This is a genomic window from Streptomyces sp. NPDC002125 (genome assembly GCF_053593715.1).
Genome location: NZ_JBSFDD010000028.1, coordinates 32,098 through 46,969 on the forward strand (window position 1 = coordinate 32,098; position 14,872 = coordinate 46,969).

The 14,872-nt window shown below is 70.6% G+C and carries 11 protein-coding genes; 3 read left to right on the forward strand and 8 right to left on the reverse strand.

Annotated features, from left to right (window positions below; all coding sequences use genetic code 11):
* Positions 1 to 2 precede the first annotated feature (2 nt).
* The 5 genes from ACWCQM_RS33260 to ACWCQM_RS33280 form a co-directional block, all read right to left on the reverse strand.
* Entirely contained in the window at positions 3 to 1,790 is a 1,788-nt protein-coding gene (locus tag ACWCQM_RS33260; protein ID WP_450918793.1) for a heparinase II/III domain-containing protein, read from the reverse strand.
* Positions 1,778 to 2,542 (reverse strand): SDR family NAD(P)-dependent oxidoreductase, encoded by a 765-nt coding sequence (locus ACWCQM_RS33265; protein ID WP_073749563.1) that lies wholly within the window; start codon positions 2,540 to 2,542, stop codon positions 1,778 to 1,780. Before ACWCQM_RS33265 ends, ACWCQM_RS33260 begins: the two co-directional genes overlap by 13 nt.
* Positions 2,543 to 2,587: 45 nt before the next feature.
* Positions 2,588 to 3,505, reverse strand: coding sequence for a carbohydrate ABC transporter permease (locus ACWCQM_RS33270; protein ID WP_450918794.1), 918 nt, complete (start codon positions 3,503 to 3,505; stop codon positions 2,588 to 2,590).
* On the reverse strand, positions 3,492 to 4,373 hold the full coding sequence (locus ACWCQM_RS33275; protein WP_450918795.1) for a carbohydrate ABC transporter permease: 882 nt from the start codon (positions 4,371 to 4,373) through the stop codon (positions 3,492 to 3,494). Before ACWCQM_RS33275 ends, ACWCQM_RS33270 begins: the two co-directional genes overlap by 14 nt.
* Before the next feature lie 97 nt (positions 4,374 to 4,470).
* Complete coding sequence (locus ACWCQM_RS33280) at positions 4,471 to 5,742, reverse strand: ABC transporter substrate-binding protein (RefSeq protein WP_450918796.1); 1,272 nt, start codon at positions 5,740 to 5,742, stop codon at positions 4,471 to 4,473.
* Positions 5,743 to 5,967: 225 nt separating this feature from the next.
* Between ACWCQM_RS33280 and ACWCQM_RS33285 the strand changes: the two genes are divergently transcribed.
* Positions 5,968 to 7,071, forward strand: coding sequence for a LacI family DNA-binding transcriptional regulator (locus ACWCQM_RS33285; protein WP_450918797.1), 1,104 nt, complete (start codon positions 5,968 to 5,970; stop codon positions 7,069 to 7,071).
* 129 nt (positions 7,072 to 7,200) lie between these two features.
* Here ACWCQM_RS33285 and ACWCQM_RS33290 read toward each other — a convergent pair whose 3' ends face one another.
* From ACWCQM_RS33290 to ACWCQM_RS33300, 3 genes are all read right to left on the reverse strand, one after another.
* Complete coding sequence (locus ACWCQM_RS33290; RefSeq protein WP_450918798.1) at positions 7,201 to 8,586, reverse strand: endo-1,4-beta-xylanase; 1,386 nt, start codon at positions 8,584 to 8,586, stop codon at positions 7,201 to 7,203.
* Between the two features lie 608 nt (positions 8,587 to 9,194).
* Positions 9,195 to 9,839: an SIMPL domain-containing protein gene (locus ACWCQM_RS33295; protein WP_450918799.1), complete on the reverse strand. Its 645-nt coding sequence runs from the start codon at positions 9,837 to 9,839 to the stop codon at positions 9,195 to 9,197.
* A gap of 29 nt (positions 9,840 to 9,868) precedes the next feature.
* Positions 9,869 to 11,734, reverse strand: coding sequence for a serine hydrolase (locus ACWCQM_RS33300; protein WP_450918800.1), 1,866 nt, complete (start codon positions 11,732 to 11,734; stop codon positions 9,869 to 9,871).
* A 375-nt stretch (positions 11,735 to 12,109) separates the two neighbouring features.
* Between ACWCQM_RS33300 and ACWCQM_RS33305 the strand changes: the two genes are divergently transcribed.
* Positions 12,110 to 13,609 carry an acyl-CoA synthetase gene (locus tag ACWCQM_RS33305; protein ID WP_450918801.1) on the forward strand — a complete coding sequence of 500 codons (1,500 nt, stop codon included), beginning with the start codon at positions 12,110 to 12,112 and terminating at the stop codon, positions 13,607 to 13,609.
* A 502-nt stretch (positions 13,610 to 14,111) separates the two neighbouring features.
* Positions 14,112 to 14,612 carry a sortase gene (locus tag ACWCQM_RS33310; RefSeq protein WP_450918802.1) on the forward strand — a complete coding sequence of 167 codons (501 nt, stop codon included), beginning with the start codon at positions 14,112 to 14,114 and terminating at the stop codon, positions 14,610 to 14,612.
* Positions 14,613 to 14,872 lie beyond the last annotated feature (260 nt).

Below are 14,872 nucleotides of genomic sequence, written 5' to 3' on the forward strand. Positions count from 1 at the left end.
GGTCAGCTCTCCGTTCCGAAGCGCGTGACCGTACCGTCCGCCAGTTCCACCGTCAGCTCCTCGCCCTCGATCCGGACACGGGTCACCGCGGGGCCCGCGGACGCCGCCTGGTACACCGAGGCGAAGGTGATCCGCTCCGCCTCGGCGCCGAAGTCGACCCGGGTACGCGTGCGCTGGGGGTCGTCGGCGGGACCCGGACCCGGCCGCGAGAACGGACGCACGTCCACCCCCGGGGTGTGCGTGTGCCAGCCGTGCAGGGTCTCGTCGCCGTACCACGTGGTGCGCACGGGACCGGCGGCCTGCTGCTGGATGTCCAGGGCGGTCCCCGGGCGCAGCTGGGCCGTGACGCGCCGCGCCTGACGGCCCGTCACGGTCAGCAGATCCACCAGACAGCAGTCGCCCGCCACCACCCTGCGCACCGCGCGGACACCCTCGTACGCGGTGGTGACCTCCGCGGTCACCGAGACGGGGTCCGAGGCCAGGAGCACGCCCGCGCACTCGGCCTGCTCCGCGCCGTCCACCCGGAACGCGGGATGCGCCTCGGACGACGCGTACAGCTCCCTGAACTCCGCGTGCGCGTACGGCACCTGGCCGGGATCGGGCTGCCAGGGCGTGGTGTCCCCGTACAGGTACAGCGACAGCTTGTCGCGGTGCCCGTGCGAACCGCCGTGCGGGCCGTAGTCGAGCAGGGCGTGGATACCGGCCGTCCGCACCACCGCGTAACCGGCCACCGGGAACACGGTGACCGCCTCCGGCGCCGGGCGCCGGGGCAGCGGCGGCCCGGCGAACCATCCGGACAGCTCGCGGTCCAGCCCGTCGTCGTGGGTACCCAGCTCGGCCCGGGCCCGCTCCGCCACCGCGTCCAGCCGGTCCGACGGCACCAGCTGCTGCGCCAGCGCCACCAGTTCGAGCCACTCCAGGGCGAGCGGATTCCGGAGGTACGGCCCGTCGTGCAGGGCCGGCAGCACTCCGCCGGGAGTCGCGACGGCCGCCAGTACGTCCGTCATCCCGGCCAGCACCCCGGCCACGTCCGCGGGGATCGCGGCCGGATCGGCGGAGCGCAGCGCCAGCAGCGCCGCCCGCAGCACGAACCCGTGGTAGTAGGTGCTGCCCTCCCACTCCCAGCCGTCCTCGGCGACCGCGACCCGGAGGTGGGCGTACAGCCCGGACTCGCCCTCCAGCCACTGCTTCGCGCCGTCCCACTCCAGGCCCCGGGCGGCCGAGGCCGCGCGGCTCGCGGAAGCACCCGCGGCGTTCAGCCAGGCCGTGTAGTTGGACGCCAGGTCGCCCCGGCCGGTCAGCACCCCGCGGGCCTCCGCCGCCGCCTGCTCCAGCTCCTCCAGCAACGGCAGGACCGGCGCCAGGCCGTCCGTGCCGTCCTCGGCCAGCGTGATCACGGCGTGTCCGATGTTCACCGCCCAGATGGCGTCGGTCAGCGCCTGGTGGAAGAGCCGGCCGCGCAGCATCCAGCCCTGCGCCTCGCCGTGCCGCTCCGTGGCGAGCGACGCGTACAGCCCGGCGTACTCGGTGAGCCGCGCCACCGCCTCGGCCCGCTCGCCCCGGTGGGCCAGCACCCGCAGATGCCGGGCCCACGCCTGGTGCGAGAGCACCACCCACGCGCCGCGGACCGCCGGGGTGTCCACCCGGCAGCCGTGGGCGCAGCGGGCCCCGCCGTCCGGGAAGACCCCGGCGAGCACGTCGCCGTGGTCGAGCTCCGCGCCGTGCGCCGGGCAGACGTACGCGTGCCACCAGCCGCCCCGCTCCCGGGGGATGCGCCTCAACGCGGCCATACGCCACCGTCGATGTCCACCGTGGTGGCGGTGAGGAACCCGGAGGCGGGCGAGGCCAGATGGACGACGGCGTGCGCGACGTCCTCGGGCGTGCCCGCCCGGCCGACCGGAATGCCGGCCTCCATCGCCTCCTGGGCGGGGGCGGCGGTGAACGTGTCGTGGAAGGCGGTGCCCTTGATGAAGCCGGGAGCGACGGTGTTGACCGTGATGCCCGTGCCCGCGAGCTCCTTCGCCAGGCCCTTGGTGAAGCCCCGTACACCCGCCTTGGCGGCGGCGTACGCCACCGAGCCGGGGCCGCCGCCGTTGTGCGCGGCCAGCGAGGACATCGTGATGATCCGTCCGGCGGACGACTGCGTCAGATGTGGCAGGGCGGCCCGCACGGTCCTGAAGGCGGAGGTCAGATTGGTGGAGACGACCCGCTCGAAGTGGTCGTCGGACATGTCCGCGATCTTCTCGCGGCCGATGAGGTGTCCCGCGTTGCAGACGAGGACGTCCAGGCCGCCGAGGAAGCCTGTGGCCTCCTCGACCAGCAGGTCCACCTCGTCCGACAGCGTCGCGTCGGCCCTGAACGCCTTTGCCCTGCGGCCCAGTGCCTCGATGGCGGAGACGGTCTTCGCCGCCTCGTCGGCGGAGGAGTGGTAATGGACGGCGACATCTGCGCCGGCCTCGGCCAGGGCGACGGCGATGGCGCGGCCGATGCCGTGCCCCGCCCCCGTGACGAGCGCGCGGGAACCGTTGAGATCAGCAGACATGGGTGAAGCCCTTTCGGTGACCGGCCCGCGAGGGGCCGGAACCGGTCACTTGAGACCGGCGGTTGCGAAGCCCTGCACGAAGTAGCGCTGGCCGATGAGGAAGAGGACGACCATGGGCAGGGTGGCGAGCGTGGTGCCGGCCATGAGGAAGTGCCACTGGGTGCCGTTCTCCGTCTTGAAGACGGAGAGGCCCACCTGGATCACCCGCAGGCTGTCCGTATGGGTCACCAGCAGCGGCCAGAGGAAGTTGTTCCAGGAGGATTCGAAGGTCAGCAGCGCCACCGTGATGAACGCGGGCTTGACCTGGGGCGACATGATCCGGGCGTAGATCCGGAACTCGCCGAGCCCGTCGAGCCGGGCCGCCTCCTCCAGCTCCACAGGGAGATCCAGGTAGAACTGCCGGAAGAGGAAGACCGCGAACGGGGTGACGGCACCCGGGATGATGAGCGCCCACCAGCTGTCCAGCCAGCCGCTGCCGCCCTGGCCGAGGATGTCGTTCCCCCCGGCCAGCGGCATGAAGCGGACGATCAGGAACTCCGGGAGCACCTTGGTGTAGGTGGGGATCATCAGCGCGGCGATGAAGAGATAGAAGATCATCTCGCTGCCGCGGAACTTGATGCGCGCCAGCGCGTACCCGGCCATCGAGGCGATCAGCACGTTGAGCACGGTGTGGCTGATCGCGATGATGAAGCTGTTGCGCGCGTACGTCGCGAAGGGCGCCGCCTTCAGCGCGTCCAGGTAGTTCCCGAACTGCCAGTGCTCGGGGAGGAGTCCGGCGTCCTGCGACGCGATCTCCACCGGCGTCTTCAGCGAGGTGAGCACCATCCAGACGAACGGCACCACCATCAGCAGGGAGACGACGGACAGCGTCGCATAGAGCGCGATCCGGCCGGCGGACACGGTCCGCGCCCTGGTCCGTGCACGCGGCGCGGGAGCCGGCTTCAGCAGCTCAGTTGTGGCCACGGGTGCCTCCCATGATCCGCTTGTTGACCAGGGTGAAGCCCATTAGCAGCACGAAGAGCACCAGGGACTGCGCGCTCGCGTAGCCGACGCGGAATTCCCGGAAGGCGGACTTGTAGATCTCGTACGTCATCATCGTGGTGCTGTTGGCGGGGCCGCCGTCGGTCAGGATGTAGATCTGGTCGAACGACTGGAACGCGCTGATCATCGAGGTGATGAGCACGAAGAACGTCGCGGGCTTCAGCAGCGGCAGGGTGATCGAGAAGAACTGCCTGACCTTGGAGGCCCCGTCCACCGACGCCGCCTCGTAGAGCTCCCTCGGCAGCGACTGGAGCGCGGCCAGATAGATCAGCATCTTCATGCCGATGCCCTGCCAGATGCCGACGAGGATCACCGAGGGGAGCGCCCAGGTGGTGGAGGAGAGCCACGCGGGGCCGTCGATGCCGAGGAACGACAGCAGGGCGTTGAGCAGGCCGTTGCCCGGGTTGTAGATCCACAGCCAGACCAGCGCGATCGCGACGGTCGCGGTGACCTGGGGCAGGAAGACGGCGGTACGGAAGATGCCGCGCGCCTTGAGCCCCGTGTGCAGGGCGAGGGCCACCAGCAGGCCCAGCGCCATTCCGAACGGCACGGTGAAGAAGGTGTAGAGGAGGGTGTTGACGATGGACTTGCGGAAGACCGCGTCGTCCAGCATGTCCCGGAAGTTGGCCAGACCCACGAACTCCGGTGCGGTCAGCACGTCGTACTTCGTGAAGGCCAGGACCACCGAGACCACGACCGGAAGACCGATCCACAGCGAGGCGTGCAGCAGCGCGGGCGCCACCATGAGCATGCCCGCCCGGCGCCGACGGCGTCCCGGGCCGGTGGGCACGCGGCGGGTACGCCGCGGCGCCGGGGTCTGACGAGGGGAAGGCGGCCGGGCCGGCCTCGCCTTCACTACGGTTGTCGCTCCCATGGTGACGGGCCTTTCACATCCGGCCGATGGCGGCCTCGGCGAGGCGGCCGAGCTCCGCGATGGCGTCCTTCGCGGACTGACCGCCCACGATCGCGGGCTCCAGCGTCGGCTTGATCTTTTCGCGGATCTCCATCCAGGCGGCCGTTCCGCCCTCGGAGACGGCGTGCTCGAGGTTCTGGAGGGAGAGGTCGACGAACTGGTTCTCCTTGACGTAGCTCGTGTCGTCGAGGTCGCGCAGACCCGGGACCGACCCGCGCTGCTCGGCCGCCCCGAGGATCGAGTCGGGAGTCGCGAGGTACTCGACGAGTGCGCGGGCCGCCGCCGGGTGCTTGGAACGCGCGGCCTGGGTGACGAGCGTCCCGCCCTGGAGCATCGCCGGCCTGCGGTTGGCGAGCACGAAGGAGCCGAGCTTGCCGTCCTCGATGAGGTCGGGGTTCTGGTCCTTGACCTGCTCCCACAGGGCGCTGGTCGTCATCATCATCGACGCGTTGCCCGTCTGGACGTTCGAAGGGGCCCCGGCGTCCGTCTTCTTGGCGTAGTCCGCCGAACCGTCCTTGATCAGGTCCTTGAAGAACTGCAGCGCCTCGACCCCGCGGGAGTCGGTGAACAGCACCTTCTTGCCGTCCGCGCTGAACAGCTGACCGCCGTTGGCGAAGAGGAAGGTCTCCCAGCACTGGCGCAGATCGATGGAGAACGGGTCGAAGCCGACGCGGCCGCCCTTGGTCAGCTGCTTCGCCACGGCGCGCAGCTCGGCCCAGTTGGCCGGTGTCTTCTTGATCCCGGCCTCGGCGAAGTGGTCCTTGCGGTAGACGACGATGCGTGTGTCGAGCACGACGGGCAGGGCGTAGAGCTTGCCCTCGTAGCGCGAGGGCTCCAGCACCCGCTCCTCGTAGTCGTGCGCCGACGCGAGCTTCTCCGGCAGCTCCGCGATCGCCTGCTTGGCGGCGAACGGCGGTATCCAGCCGACGCCCATCATCAGCACGTCGGGGAGCAGCCCGCCCGCGAGGCCGGTGGTGATCTTCTCGTTGAGCTGGGCGTACGTGGTGTAGTCCACGTTCACCTTGACGTCCGGGTACTTCTTCCGGAACCCGCCGAGGATCTTCTGCTCCAACAGCGTCTTCCCGTCGGCGCCTTCGTAGATCGGCGTGAGCAGCGTGATCTCGCCCTCGGCGGGGCCGTCGGCCGCGCCGGCGGACGACGCGCCGCCGGCGCCGCATCCGGCGAGAGCGGCGGCGGCGGTGCCCGCGCCGATGGCAGTGAGCACGGACCGTCTGTTGAGTTCCATGGGACACCCCTCTTGAGGTGGAGTCGGTGGATCGATCCAGCGGGGACGTCCCGGCCATGGCTGGGAAACGCTGGTAAATCGATGCAGTGATGCTAGGAACGCCGTGAGAGTGGCGTCAACAGCTGGTGCACAATATTTTTCAGGGAAGTTAACGGGTGTACCGGTAGAGCCAGTTCAGTAAATCGGTACACTAGCGTCGGCAGTGCGTTCCGAACCGGAGGTGGCATGAGCGGGGTAACGATCCATCAGGTCGCGGAGGCCGCAGGGGTCTCCGCGAGTACGGTCTCCAACGTCCTCAACGGGCGTACGGACCGTATGCAGGCGGCCACCCTGGCCCGTGTGGAGCAGGTGATCGAGCAGCTCAACTACCGGCCCAACCGGGCGGCCCGCATGCTGCGCACCGGGCGGATCAAGGTCATCGGCCTGATCGTGCCGTCCGTGGCCAACCCCTTCTGGGGGGCGCTCGCCAGGGAGCTGGAGGCCATCGCCCTGGCCGAGGGCTATCACGTACTGCTCTGCAACAGCGAGCGTGACCCCGCCCGTGAGCTGAAGTACGGGGAGGAGCTGCTCGCCGACGGGGTGAGCGGTGTGGTCCTCTGCTCCTCGCTGCCCTCGCTCGAACACATGACGCCGCTGCTGAGCCGCGGGCTGAAGATGGTGGCCTTCGACAGGACCGCGCAGGCGGGCGACCCGTCGTCACTGGCCAGCATCAGCGTGGACAACGCGATGGGCGCCGAGCTCGCCACCCGTCATCTGATCGAACTGGGCCACCGCAGGCTCGCCTTCGTCTCCGGCTCCGTCAACAGCGTCAACCGCCGGGAGCGGTTGCGAGGCTTCCGGTCCGCCCTGGAGGCTGCCGGGCTCGACCCGGCGGAGGCGATCGTCTGGCCGGGCGCGGACACCACCGAGTTCGGGGACAAGGACGCGGCCGAGCTCGGCCGGAACGCGGCCAGGGAGCTCCTCTCGCGGCCGAGCCCTCCCACGGGCTTCGTCGCGATCAACGACATGTGCGCGATCGGGATCTGCCGGGGAGCCAAGGACGCCGGGCACAGCGCGGGACGGGACGTCTCGGTGGTCGGCTTCGACGACATCCTGCTCGCCGACCTCTTCGAACCGCCGCTCACCACGGTCCGCCAGCCCCTCCCGGAGATGGCCGCCGAGACGTTCCAGCAGTTGAGAGCGCGGATCGACTCCGCTCCCTCGGCCGGCCGGTCGCTGCTGATCAGACCCCGACTGGTGGTACGCGAATCGACGGCGTCCGCACCGGGCCGGAGTGCCTCCGCCCCGGCGCTCGCCTCGACGGGAGCCGGCCGTCCCGCCGCCGGCTGAGCGCGGGCCGACGGTGGCCGGACAGCGCTCCGCCCCGTCCGGTCGGCGACCGGACGGGGCGGAGCAGAGGAACGGGACGGGACGAGTGCGGGCTTCGCCGCGCCCCGTTCCGGCCGGGTGGCCGCTCCGTCAGGAGGCGGTGCAGGCGCCGACGACGGGCGCCGCGGTGCTGCCGTTCGTCGTCACGGTGAACCCGAAGCTGGTCGACGCACCGGCCGCCAGGGTCCCGTTCCAGGTGGGCTTCACCGTCATCACGCCACCCGAGGTCGTGGGTGTGCCGTTCCAGACGGCGGAGACCGTCTGGGGCGACGGGATGGTCACCGGAACCGCCCAGGTGGTGATGCCCGACCCGCCGGCCTTGATGGTCACCTCCCCGTTGTACCCGCCGCCCCAGGACGCCGTCCTGGTGTACGTCGCCGTGCAGGCGCCGGTGCCGCCGTCACCACCGCCGTCGCCGCCTCCGCTCGACCCGCCGAGCGCGGCGAGCACCGCGTCGTACGCCGGCTTCTTGTTGTAGTCGCCGTCGAAGAGCAGCGGCGTACCGCTGCTGCGCCACGAGTACTTGTCCGTGACACCCCAGACGGTGAGGCCCTTGCAGCCGGTGACCGCCAGGCAGGCGTTCACCACCTTGGTGTAGTTCGCGGCCTGGGCCGAACCCGAGCCCTCGATGTCCAGCTCGGTGATCTGTACGTCGACACCGAGATCGGCGAAGCGCTGCAGATTGGCCTGGAAGTCGGAGGGAACCGGCGAGTTGCTGTTGAAGTGCGACTGGAAGCCGACGCAGTCGATCGGGACTCCGCGCTGCTTGAAGTCCTTCACCATCGCGTAGACCGCGTTGCTCTTCGCGTTCTGGCCATCGGTGTTGTAGTCGTTGTAGCAGAGCTTGGCATCAGCATCGACCGCCCGGGCGGTACGGAAGGCCTCCTCGATGAAGCCGTCCCCGAGCTTGTCCTGGAACGGCGAGCTGCGCCGCGCCCCGGTGCTGCCGTCCTGGAAGGCCTCGTTCACCACGTCCCAGGAGTGGATCTTTCCCTTGTAGTGCGTCATCACCTGGGTGATGTGGTTGTTCATCGCCGAGCGCAGATCGGTGGCGGCCAGACCGCTCACCCAGCCGGGAAGCTGCGAGTGCCACACGAGCGTGTGACCCCTGACCTTCATCCCCTTGCTCTGCGCGTGGCTGACGATCTGGTCCGCCGCGGTGAAGTTGAACGAGTTGCGGGTGCCTTCGAGGGCGTCCCACTTCATCTCGTTCTCGGGCGTGACCGAGTCGAACTGGGCGTCCAGCGTGGAGGCGTACGCCGCTTCGCCGAGGTGGTTGGCGGCCACCGCCGTACCGAAGTAGCGGCCCTTGGCGGCCGCGGCGTCACCGAGCGCACCGACGGCCTCCGCGCTGCCGGCGAGCGCGACGACACCGGCCGCCGCGAGGACGCCCGCGGTGACGAGGGACAGCGCCCGTCTGGCACGGGCCGGCAGATGCGGGCGGGTGGGGGTTGCGCCGGGTGGTATCTGGGCCATCACGTTTTCCAGCCTCTTCTTCCGGTTGCCGGGCGTACGAACAGGGGAGCCCGGACAGGGGGTTCGGACCGTTCGAGGTGCTGTGCAGCCGCCGGCGGACGCGTTCGGAGGGGCGTGGCCGACGGGAAGACGAGCTGTGGAACAAGGGGAGCGAGGGAGAGTATGCGCGCAACGGGAAGTCAGGTCAACGCTGTATTTCCGAAATGTTTACGAGCGAACACCCGCTCATCTGAAGGGAGTTGATGACTCTAACTGCGTAGATGGCGAGCCTTCGCAGGTGGGGCGTGCTCGGCTGGCGACGCTTCCGGGGCTCTGGCTCAAGCTGGTCGAAACACATTCATGGTGAAGGGCGAAAGTTTCGGATGCTCGTCGAGGGCATCGAAGGGCGGTGCGCGGGTGGTGTGGAAGCAGGGCGGCGGCGGGCCGGGCGTGGGTGGTGCGGGCGGCGGTGGCCGGGCGTGGGCAGGGCGGGCGGCGGTGGCCGGGCGTGGGCAGGGCGGGCGGGGTGCCGTGAGCGGGCGTGGGTGGCGCGGGCTTGAGGTGCTGGACGCCGTACGGGCCGCCTGGGGTGACGGCCCGCGCGCCCGCGTCGGGACGAGTCGGCGGCCTCAGCCGCTGATCAGGGCGAGGCCCAGTACGACTGCCGCCGACACGGTCACCTTGCCGGGCGTCAGATCGCCGTCGTCGCCACCGCTCTGGCTGCTGCTGTGACTTCGGTAGCTCTCCACCTGCTCGGAGTCCACATCCTTGATGTGGATGACGGGCCCGAGCCGTGCCCCCGCCGCCTCGGCGTAGAGGGCGGCCTTCTCGCGCGCAGCGGTCACGGCCGCCGTGCGGGCCCGGGCGCGGAGTTCCTTCTTGGCCCGTACGTCGAATTCGACGGCCCTGACCTCGTTCGCCCCCGCGTCGACGACGTCGACGAGCACGGTCTCCAGCGTGTCCAGCGCGCGCAGTTCGATCACGAACGAGGCGGTGCACTCGTATCCGAGGAACGTGCGCTCAACGCCGTAGGTCCACTTGGACGACAGATTCAGCCTCGATGCGGAGACGGCGGCCTCGGGCACCGCATGCCCGCGCAGGACCTCCCGGATGCGGTTGACCCCGCTCCGTGTGGCGGCGAAGGCCGCGCCCGGCTTGCTCTCGATCCGCGATATCGCGACACGGAGGCGTGCCAGGTCCGGTGCGGCGTCCACGCTCGCCGCTCCGAACACCGACACGCCCCACGGGGTGTCTATGGACTGGGTTCCATTCATGGTGTCATCCAACCAGCCCGGGCCGGGCATCAGTTCGCGGAGAGCGTCCACCCCGTCGCCTCGACGCGGCCCGCGTCACCCGGCCTGTTCCCGTCGAAGAGTGTCCGGCCGCCGCCCTCCACACGGATGCCGTCGACGTACACACCGCGCCCGACGTACAACTGGTCCGTGGTGTAACGCCAGCGCAGTCGCACGTCCGTGCCCTGTCGCCCGCTCAGGTCCGCCTCCACGCGGTGCCAGAGACGCCCCGACCAGCCGGAGACCGAGCCGTCCGGGTGCGGCAGGGGCTCCCGGGGCCGCTCTCCCTGCGTCGGCACGGTGGTGAAGGGGACGGGCTGCCAGCTCGCCCCGGAGTCCGAGGACACCTCCAGGCGGAGGAAGTCCGAGGCCGGTTCGGTGTCCCACCAGAGGGCGCAGTTCAGCACGGTGCGTGCGGAGGTGAGGCGCAGGGCGGGCAGGGCGAGTGTCGCGTTCGCCGCGCTCGCCATGCCCGAGAACCAGGAGGTGCCGCCCCGGACGGGGCGGACCGGAACCGCGCGGGCCATCCGGTTGGCGGCGGCGACCCGGGGCGCGCTGCCCGAACGCCAGCTGCGCACGGGGTGGACGGAGTTGCCCAGCACGATCAGGAACGAGTCCGTCGTCGGGTCGAGGACCAGGCTCGTGCCGGTGAAGCCCGTGTGGCCCGCGGTGCGCGGGGTCGCCATCGCGCCCATGTACCAGTGCTGGTAGAGCTCGAAGCCCAGGCCGTGCTCGTCGCCGGGGAAGGCGGTGTTGAAGTCGGTGAACAGCAGTTCCACGGACTCCTCGGACAGAATCCGGGCCCTGCCGTAGGAGCCCCCGTTGAGCAGGGTGCGGGCCAGCACCGCCAGATCCCAGGCGCACGAGAAGACCCCCGCGTGGCCGGCCACCCCGCCCAGGCTGAACGCGTTCTCGTCGTGGACCTCACCCCAGACCAGCCCGCGGTCCAGTCCCGACCAGGGGAGCCGCGCGTCCTCGGTGGCGGCGATCTCAGGCTTCCAGGAGGCGGGCGGGTTGTAGCGAGTGCGGTGCATCCCGAGCGGAGCGGTGATCTCCTCGTGGAGCAGGACATCCTGAGTGCGGCCGGTGATCTCTTCGAGGATCAGCTGCAACGAGATCAGATTGAGGTCGGAGTAGAGGTACTTCGTGCCGGGGGCCGACGCCGGAACCTCGTCCCAGATCAGACGGAGCTTCCCCTCGCGGGTCGGCTCCTTGTAGAGCGGGATCCAGGCACGGAAACCCGACGTGTGCGTGAGCAGCTGACGGACCGTGATGTCCTGCTTGCCGCCGCCCGCGAAGTCGGGGAGGTAGGAGGCGACCGTGGCCTCGAGCTCCAGCGCGCCCCGCTCGATATGCTGGACGGCCAGGATCGAGGTGAACAGCTTGGACACCGAGGCCAGGTCGAAGACCGTGTCCTCGGCCATGGCGATCTGCTGCTCCGGGGGGAATTCCACCCCGGAGTCGGTCTTCTCGTCGTACGCCGCGTAGCGCACCGCCCGCCCGATCGGCCGGTGCAGGGCCACGGTGTCACCGCGGCCCGCGAGCAGCACCGCGCCTGCGTACCAGGGGTGCTTGGGGGAGTCGGCGAGGAACGCCTCCGCGTCGGCGACCAGCTGGTCGAGCTGGTCCGGCAGCAGCCCGGCCCGCGCGGCCGAGCCGCGGCGCAGTGTCGGTCGGCCGCGCCCTGATCCCATACCCGTCCCGGTTCCCGATGGTGCTACGCCGCTCGCGGCCTCCGTGCCCCGCCCGGCGCCGGCTGCCGCTCCCGCGACCCCCGCGAAGGGAATCGGAGCGAGAGCGAGCCCTCCGCCCAGCGCCAGTATCCCGCCGCCCAGCCTCCGACGGCTCATTCCCCTGCCCGACACGTCCCCGGCCATCCGGAACCCCTTCCCCTCACGTCGAAAGCACCCGCGTGAAAGTAACTTTCGAATTCTCGTACGGTGATGAAACTTCCTGCCGAAGCGGAGGATACTGTCGGCGCAGCCCTCCCGTGGGCCTCTCGCACAACAAAGAATCTGACGCCCCATCAGCGAGGGCGCCGGGGCAGAGGCGCCGGAGGGCAAGGGCAAGGCGCCGTACGAGGGGCCTGGCGCGACGAGATGCGCTCCGGCGCGAGTCGAAGGGCCCGAGGCGGGCCGTGTCGCGACGCGAGGCGGGCCATGTCACGGCGGGGGAGGGTTCGCCTGGCGCGGGTGGCGACACCGCGATTCCAGACTCTTGACCCCCGACGTCCGGCCGCACAGGATCACGCCATGACAGGTGTACGCAGCAGCACAGTAGACGGCGTCGTGGCGCGCAGCGCGCGGCGCACCCCCGGGCGCACCGCCGTGCGGTACGCGGAACGGTCCTGGACCTACGCCGCCCTGGACACCGCGGTCAGCACAGCGGCCGCCGTGCTGACCGGGGAGCACGGGCTGCGCCCCGGAGACCGGGTGGCGTCCTACGCCCACAACTCGGACGCGTACCTGATCGCCTACCTTGCCTGCGCGCGTGCGGGCCTCGTCCATGTGCCGGTCAACCAGAACCTGACCGGCGAGGACCTGGCGTACATCCTCAGGCAGTCCGGGAGCGCCCTGGTGCTCACCGACCCCGGCATCGCCGGCCGTGTCCCCGAGGGGCACGCTGTACGGGCGCTGCGCGACGCACCGGACTCCCTCCTCGGCGCACTGGACACCCCGCGCCCCTTCACGCCCGAGCGTGAACCCGGGGCCGACGACCTGGTCCAGCTGCTCTACACCTCGGGCACCACCGCCCAGCCCAAGGGCGCGATGATGACGCACGGAGCGCTGGTCCACGAGTACGTCAGCGCCATCGCCGCCCTCGACCTGCGCGCCACCGACCGCCCGGTGCACTCGCTGCCCCTCTACCACTCCGCTCAGATGCACGTGTTCCTTCTGCCGTACCTCGCGGTGGGCGCCGAGAACACCATCCTCGACGCCCCGGACGCCGGACGGATCTTCGACCTGGTCGAGGCCGGCGAGGCGGACAGCCTCTTCGCGCCGCCCACGGTCTGGATCGGCCTCGCCAACCACCCCGACTTCGCCACCCGTGAGCTCGGCGGCCTGCGCAAGGCGTACTACGGCGCGTCGATCATGCCCGTGCCGGTGCTGGAACGCCTGCGCGAGCGGCTGCCGGAGCTGGCGTTCTACAACTGCTTCGGGCAGAGCGAGATCGGCCCGCTCGCCCTCGTCCTCGGCCCCGACGAGCACGAGGGCCGCATGGACTCCTGCGGGCGTCCGGTGCTCTTCGTCGAGGCGAAGGTGGTGGACGAGAACGGCCAGGACGTGCCCGACGGTACGGCGGGCGAAGTGGTCTACCGCTCCCCTCAGCTCTGCCAGGGCTACTGGGACAAGCCCGAGGAGAGCGCCGAGGCCTTCCGTGACGGATGGTTCCACTCCGGCGACCTCGCCGTACGCGACGCCGACGGCTACTTCACGGTCGTCGACAGGGTCAAGGACGTCATCAACTCGGGCGGCGTACTCGTCGCCTCCCGGCAGGTGGAGGACGCCCTGTACACCCATCCGGCGGTCGCCGAGACGGCCGTGGTGGGGCTGCCGGACGAACGCTGGATCGAGGCCGTCACCGCGATCGTGGTGCTGCGTGGCGAGGCGTCCGAGGCCGAACTGATCGCGCACGCCCGCGAGAAACTGCCCCACTTCAAGGCCCCGAAGAAGGTCCTGTTCGTCGGCGAACTGCCGCGCAACGCCAGCGGGAAGATCCTCAAGAGAGAGCTGCGCGACACGTACTCCTGAGCACCGCCGCCATGCCGGGCCGAGGCCTGACAGTCCCCGGCCGGCGCCGGTTCGCACGCGTGCAGGCCCCCGTCCGCAGTGACCGGGGCCTGCTCGCGCGTTCCTCCCGAACTCCCTGGAGAGCAGCCCGCCTTCGGTCCGCTCGACGCGTCCCGCGCCGCGACCGGCGATGAGGGAGGGGATCTGGTCCCCCCGCTCCCGCTCCCCGGGGACGGGGGACCGACGGGTTCCGGTCGGCCTGCTGCCGCCTGACGGACCACCGGGCGGAGCACAGCCGCCGTAACCCGTTCGCCGTCCACACATGATTCCTCCTCAGATCCGCCTCCGAATCGGGTGACCTGCGTAAACGATCGGCGGAAGGCCCGTCCCCGGGACCGGCCGGGTGAAGGGCCGGGGGACGCCTCGTGTTGCGGGGGTGACGGGGTGTCGGTTGCCTCGGGATCGGAGCACAGCAGAGGTGCCGCGCAGACCGGCCGGACCCTGCTCCTGTTGGAGGAACCACATGCGCAACACACGCATCGGTGCGGGTATCTGTCTGGCCGTAGGGCTTCTCGCGCTCTCGGCTCCGGCCGCGGGCGCGGTAGCCGAACCAGCCCCTGAACAGACCATCAGGATCAGCCCGGCGAAGGCCTCGCCGGGCACACAGGTCACCGTCACCACCAGAGCCTGCGGCAAGGAGACCTACGGCAAGGGCACATCGGAGGCAGGAGGCGCCTTCCACCTCTTCGAGGGCGACCGCAAGGGCGTACTCGTCGGCATCTTCGAGATCCCGAAGGGTACGGAGCCCGGCACCGATACCGTCACCGTGAAGTGCCCGCCACGGATCAAGATCATTGACACGTACCAGATCGTCGACCGCGCACCCAGCGGTGGCGTCGACGCCGGCTTCGGAGTCTCCACCGGCGGAAGCACACAGCTCGCCGTGGGGAGTGTGCTGCTCGCCGGGGCAGTGGCCGGGGGAGTGGTGAGGATGCGCCGCCGGACAGCCGCCGCACGCGGCTGACGGCACGCCCTGGCCTGCCGACCTTTGGCGGGCTTTCCGGCGTCGGGGCCGTGCTGCCGTCCACGGGGCGCCCTGCCCCGGGCCCTGGCGGCAGCCTGAAGCTTCGGCGTGTCGTGTGCGGCCGACCGTACGCCGTCCCGGGCCCCGGCGGTCGTTCAGCCTTCGGGCCACGCGCGGCGGCGGTACGCCCCGTCACCGGCCGGGGCACCACTGCGAGTGCAGGCCATGCGCGGCTGACGGTACGGCCCGGTCGGGGCTTG

Bases quoted from the DNA above. Each gene is read 5' to 3' on its own strand.
- ACWCQM_RS33290 (WP_450918798.1), bottom strand. From the start codon at position 8,586: ATGGCCCAGATACCACCCGGCGCAACCCCCACCCGCCCGCATCTGCCG.
- ACWCQM_RS33300 (WP_450918800.1), bottom strand. From the start codon at position 11,734: ATGGCCGGGGACGTGTCGGGCAGGGGAATGAGCCGTCGGAGGCTGGGC.
- ACWCQM_RS33310 (WP_450918802.1), top strand. From the start codon at position 14,112: ATGCGCAACACACGCATCGGTGCGGGTATCTGTCTGGCCGTAGGGCTT.
- ACWCQM_RS33305 (WP_450918801.1), top strand. From the start codon at position 12,110: ATGACAGGTGTACGCAGCAGCACAGTAGACGGCGTCGTGGCGCGCAGC.
- ACWCQM_RS33260 (WP_450918793.1), bottom strand. From the start codon at position 1,790: ATGGCCGCGTTGAGGCGCATCCCCCGGGAGCGGGGCGGCTGGTGGCAC.
- ACWCQM_RS33295 (WP_450918799.1), bottom strand. From the start codon at position 9,839: ATGAATGGAACCCAGTCCATAGACACCCCGTGGGGCGTGTCGGTGTTC.
- ACWCQM_RS33265 (WP_073749563.1), bottom strand. From the start codon at position 2,542: ATGTCTGCTGATCTCAACGGTTCCCGCGCGCTCGTCACGGGGGCGGGG.
- ACWCQM_RS33285 (WP_450918797.1), top strand. From the start codon at position 5,968: ATGAGCGGGGTAACGATCCATCAGGTCGCGGAGGCCGCAGGGGTCTCC.
- ACWCQM_RS33280 (WP_450918796.1), bottom strand. From the start codon at position 5,742: ATGGAACTCAACAGACGGTCCGTGCTCACTGCCATCGGCGCGGGCACC.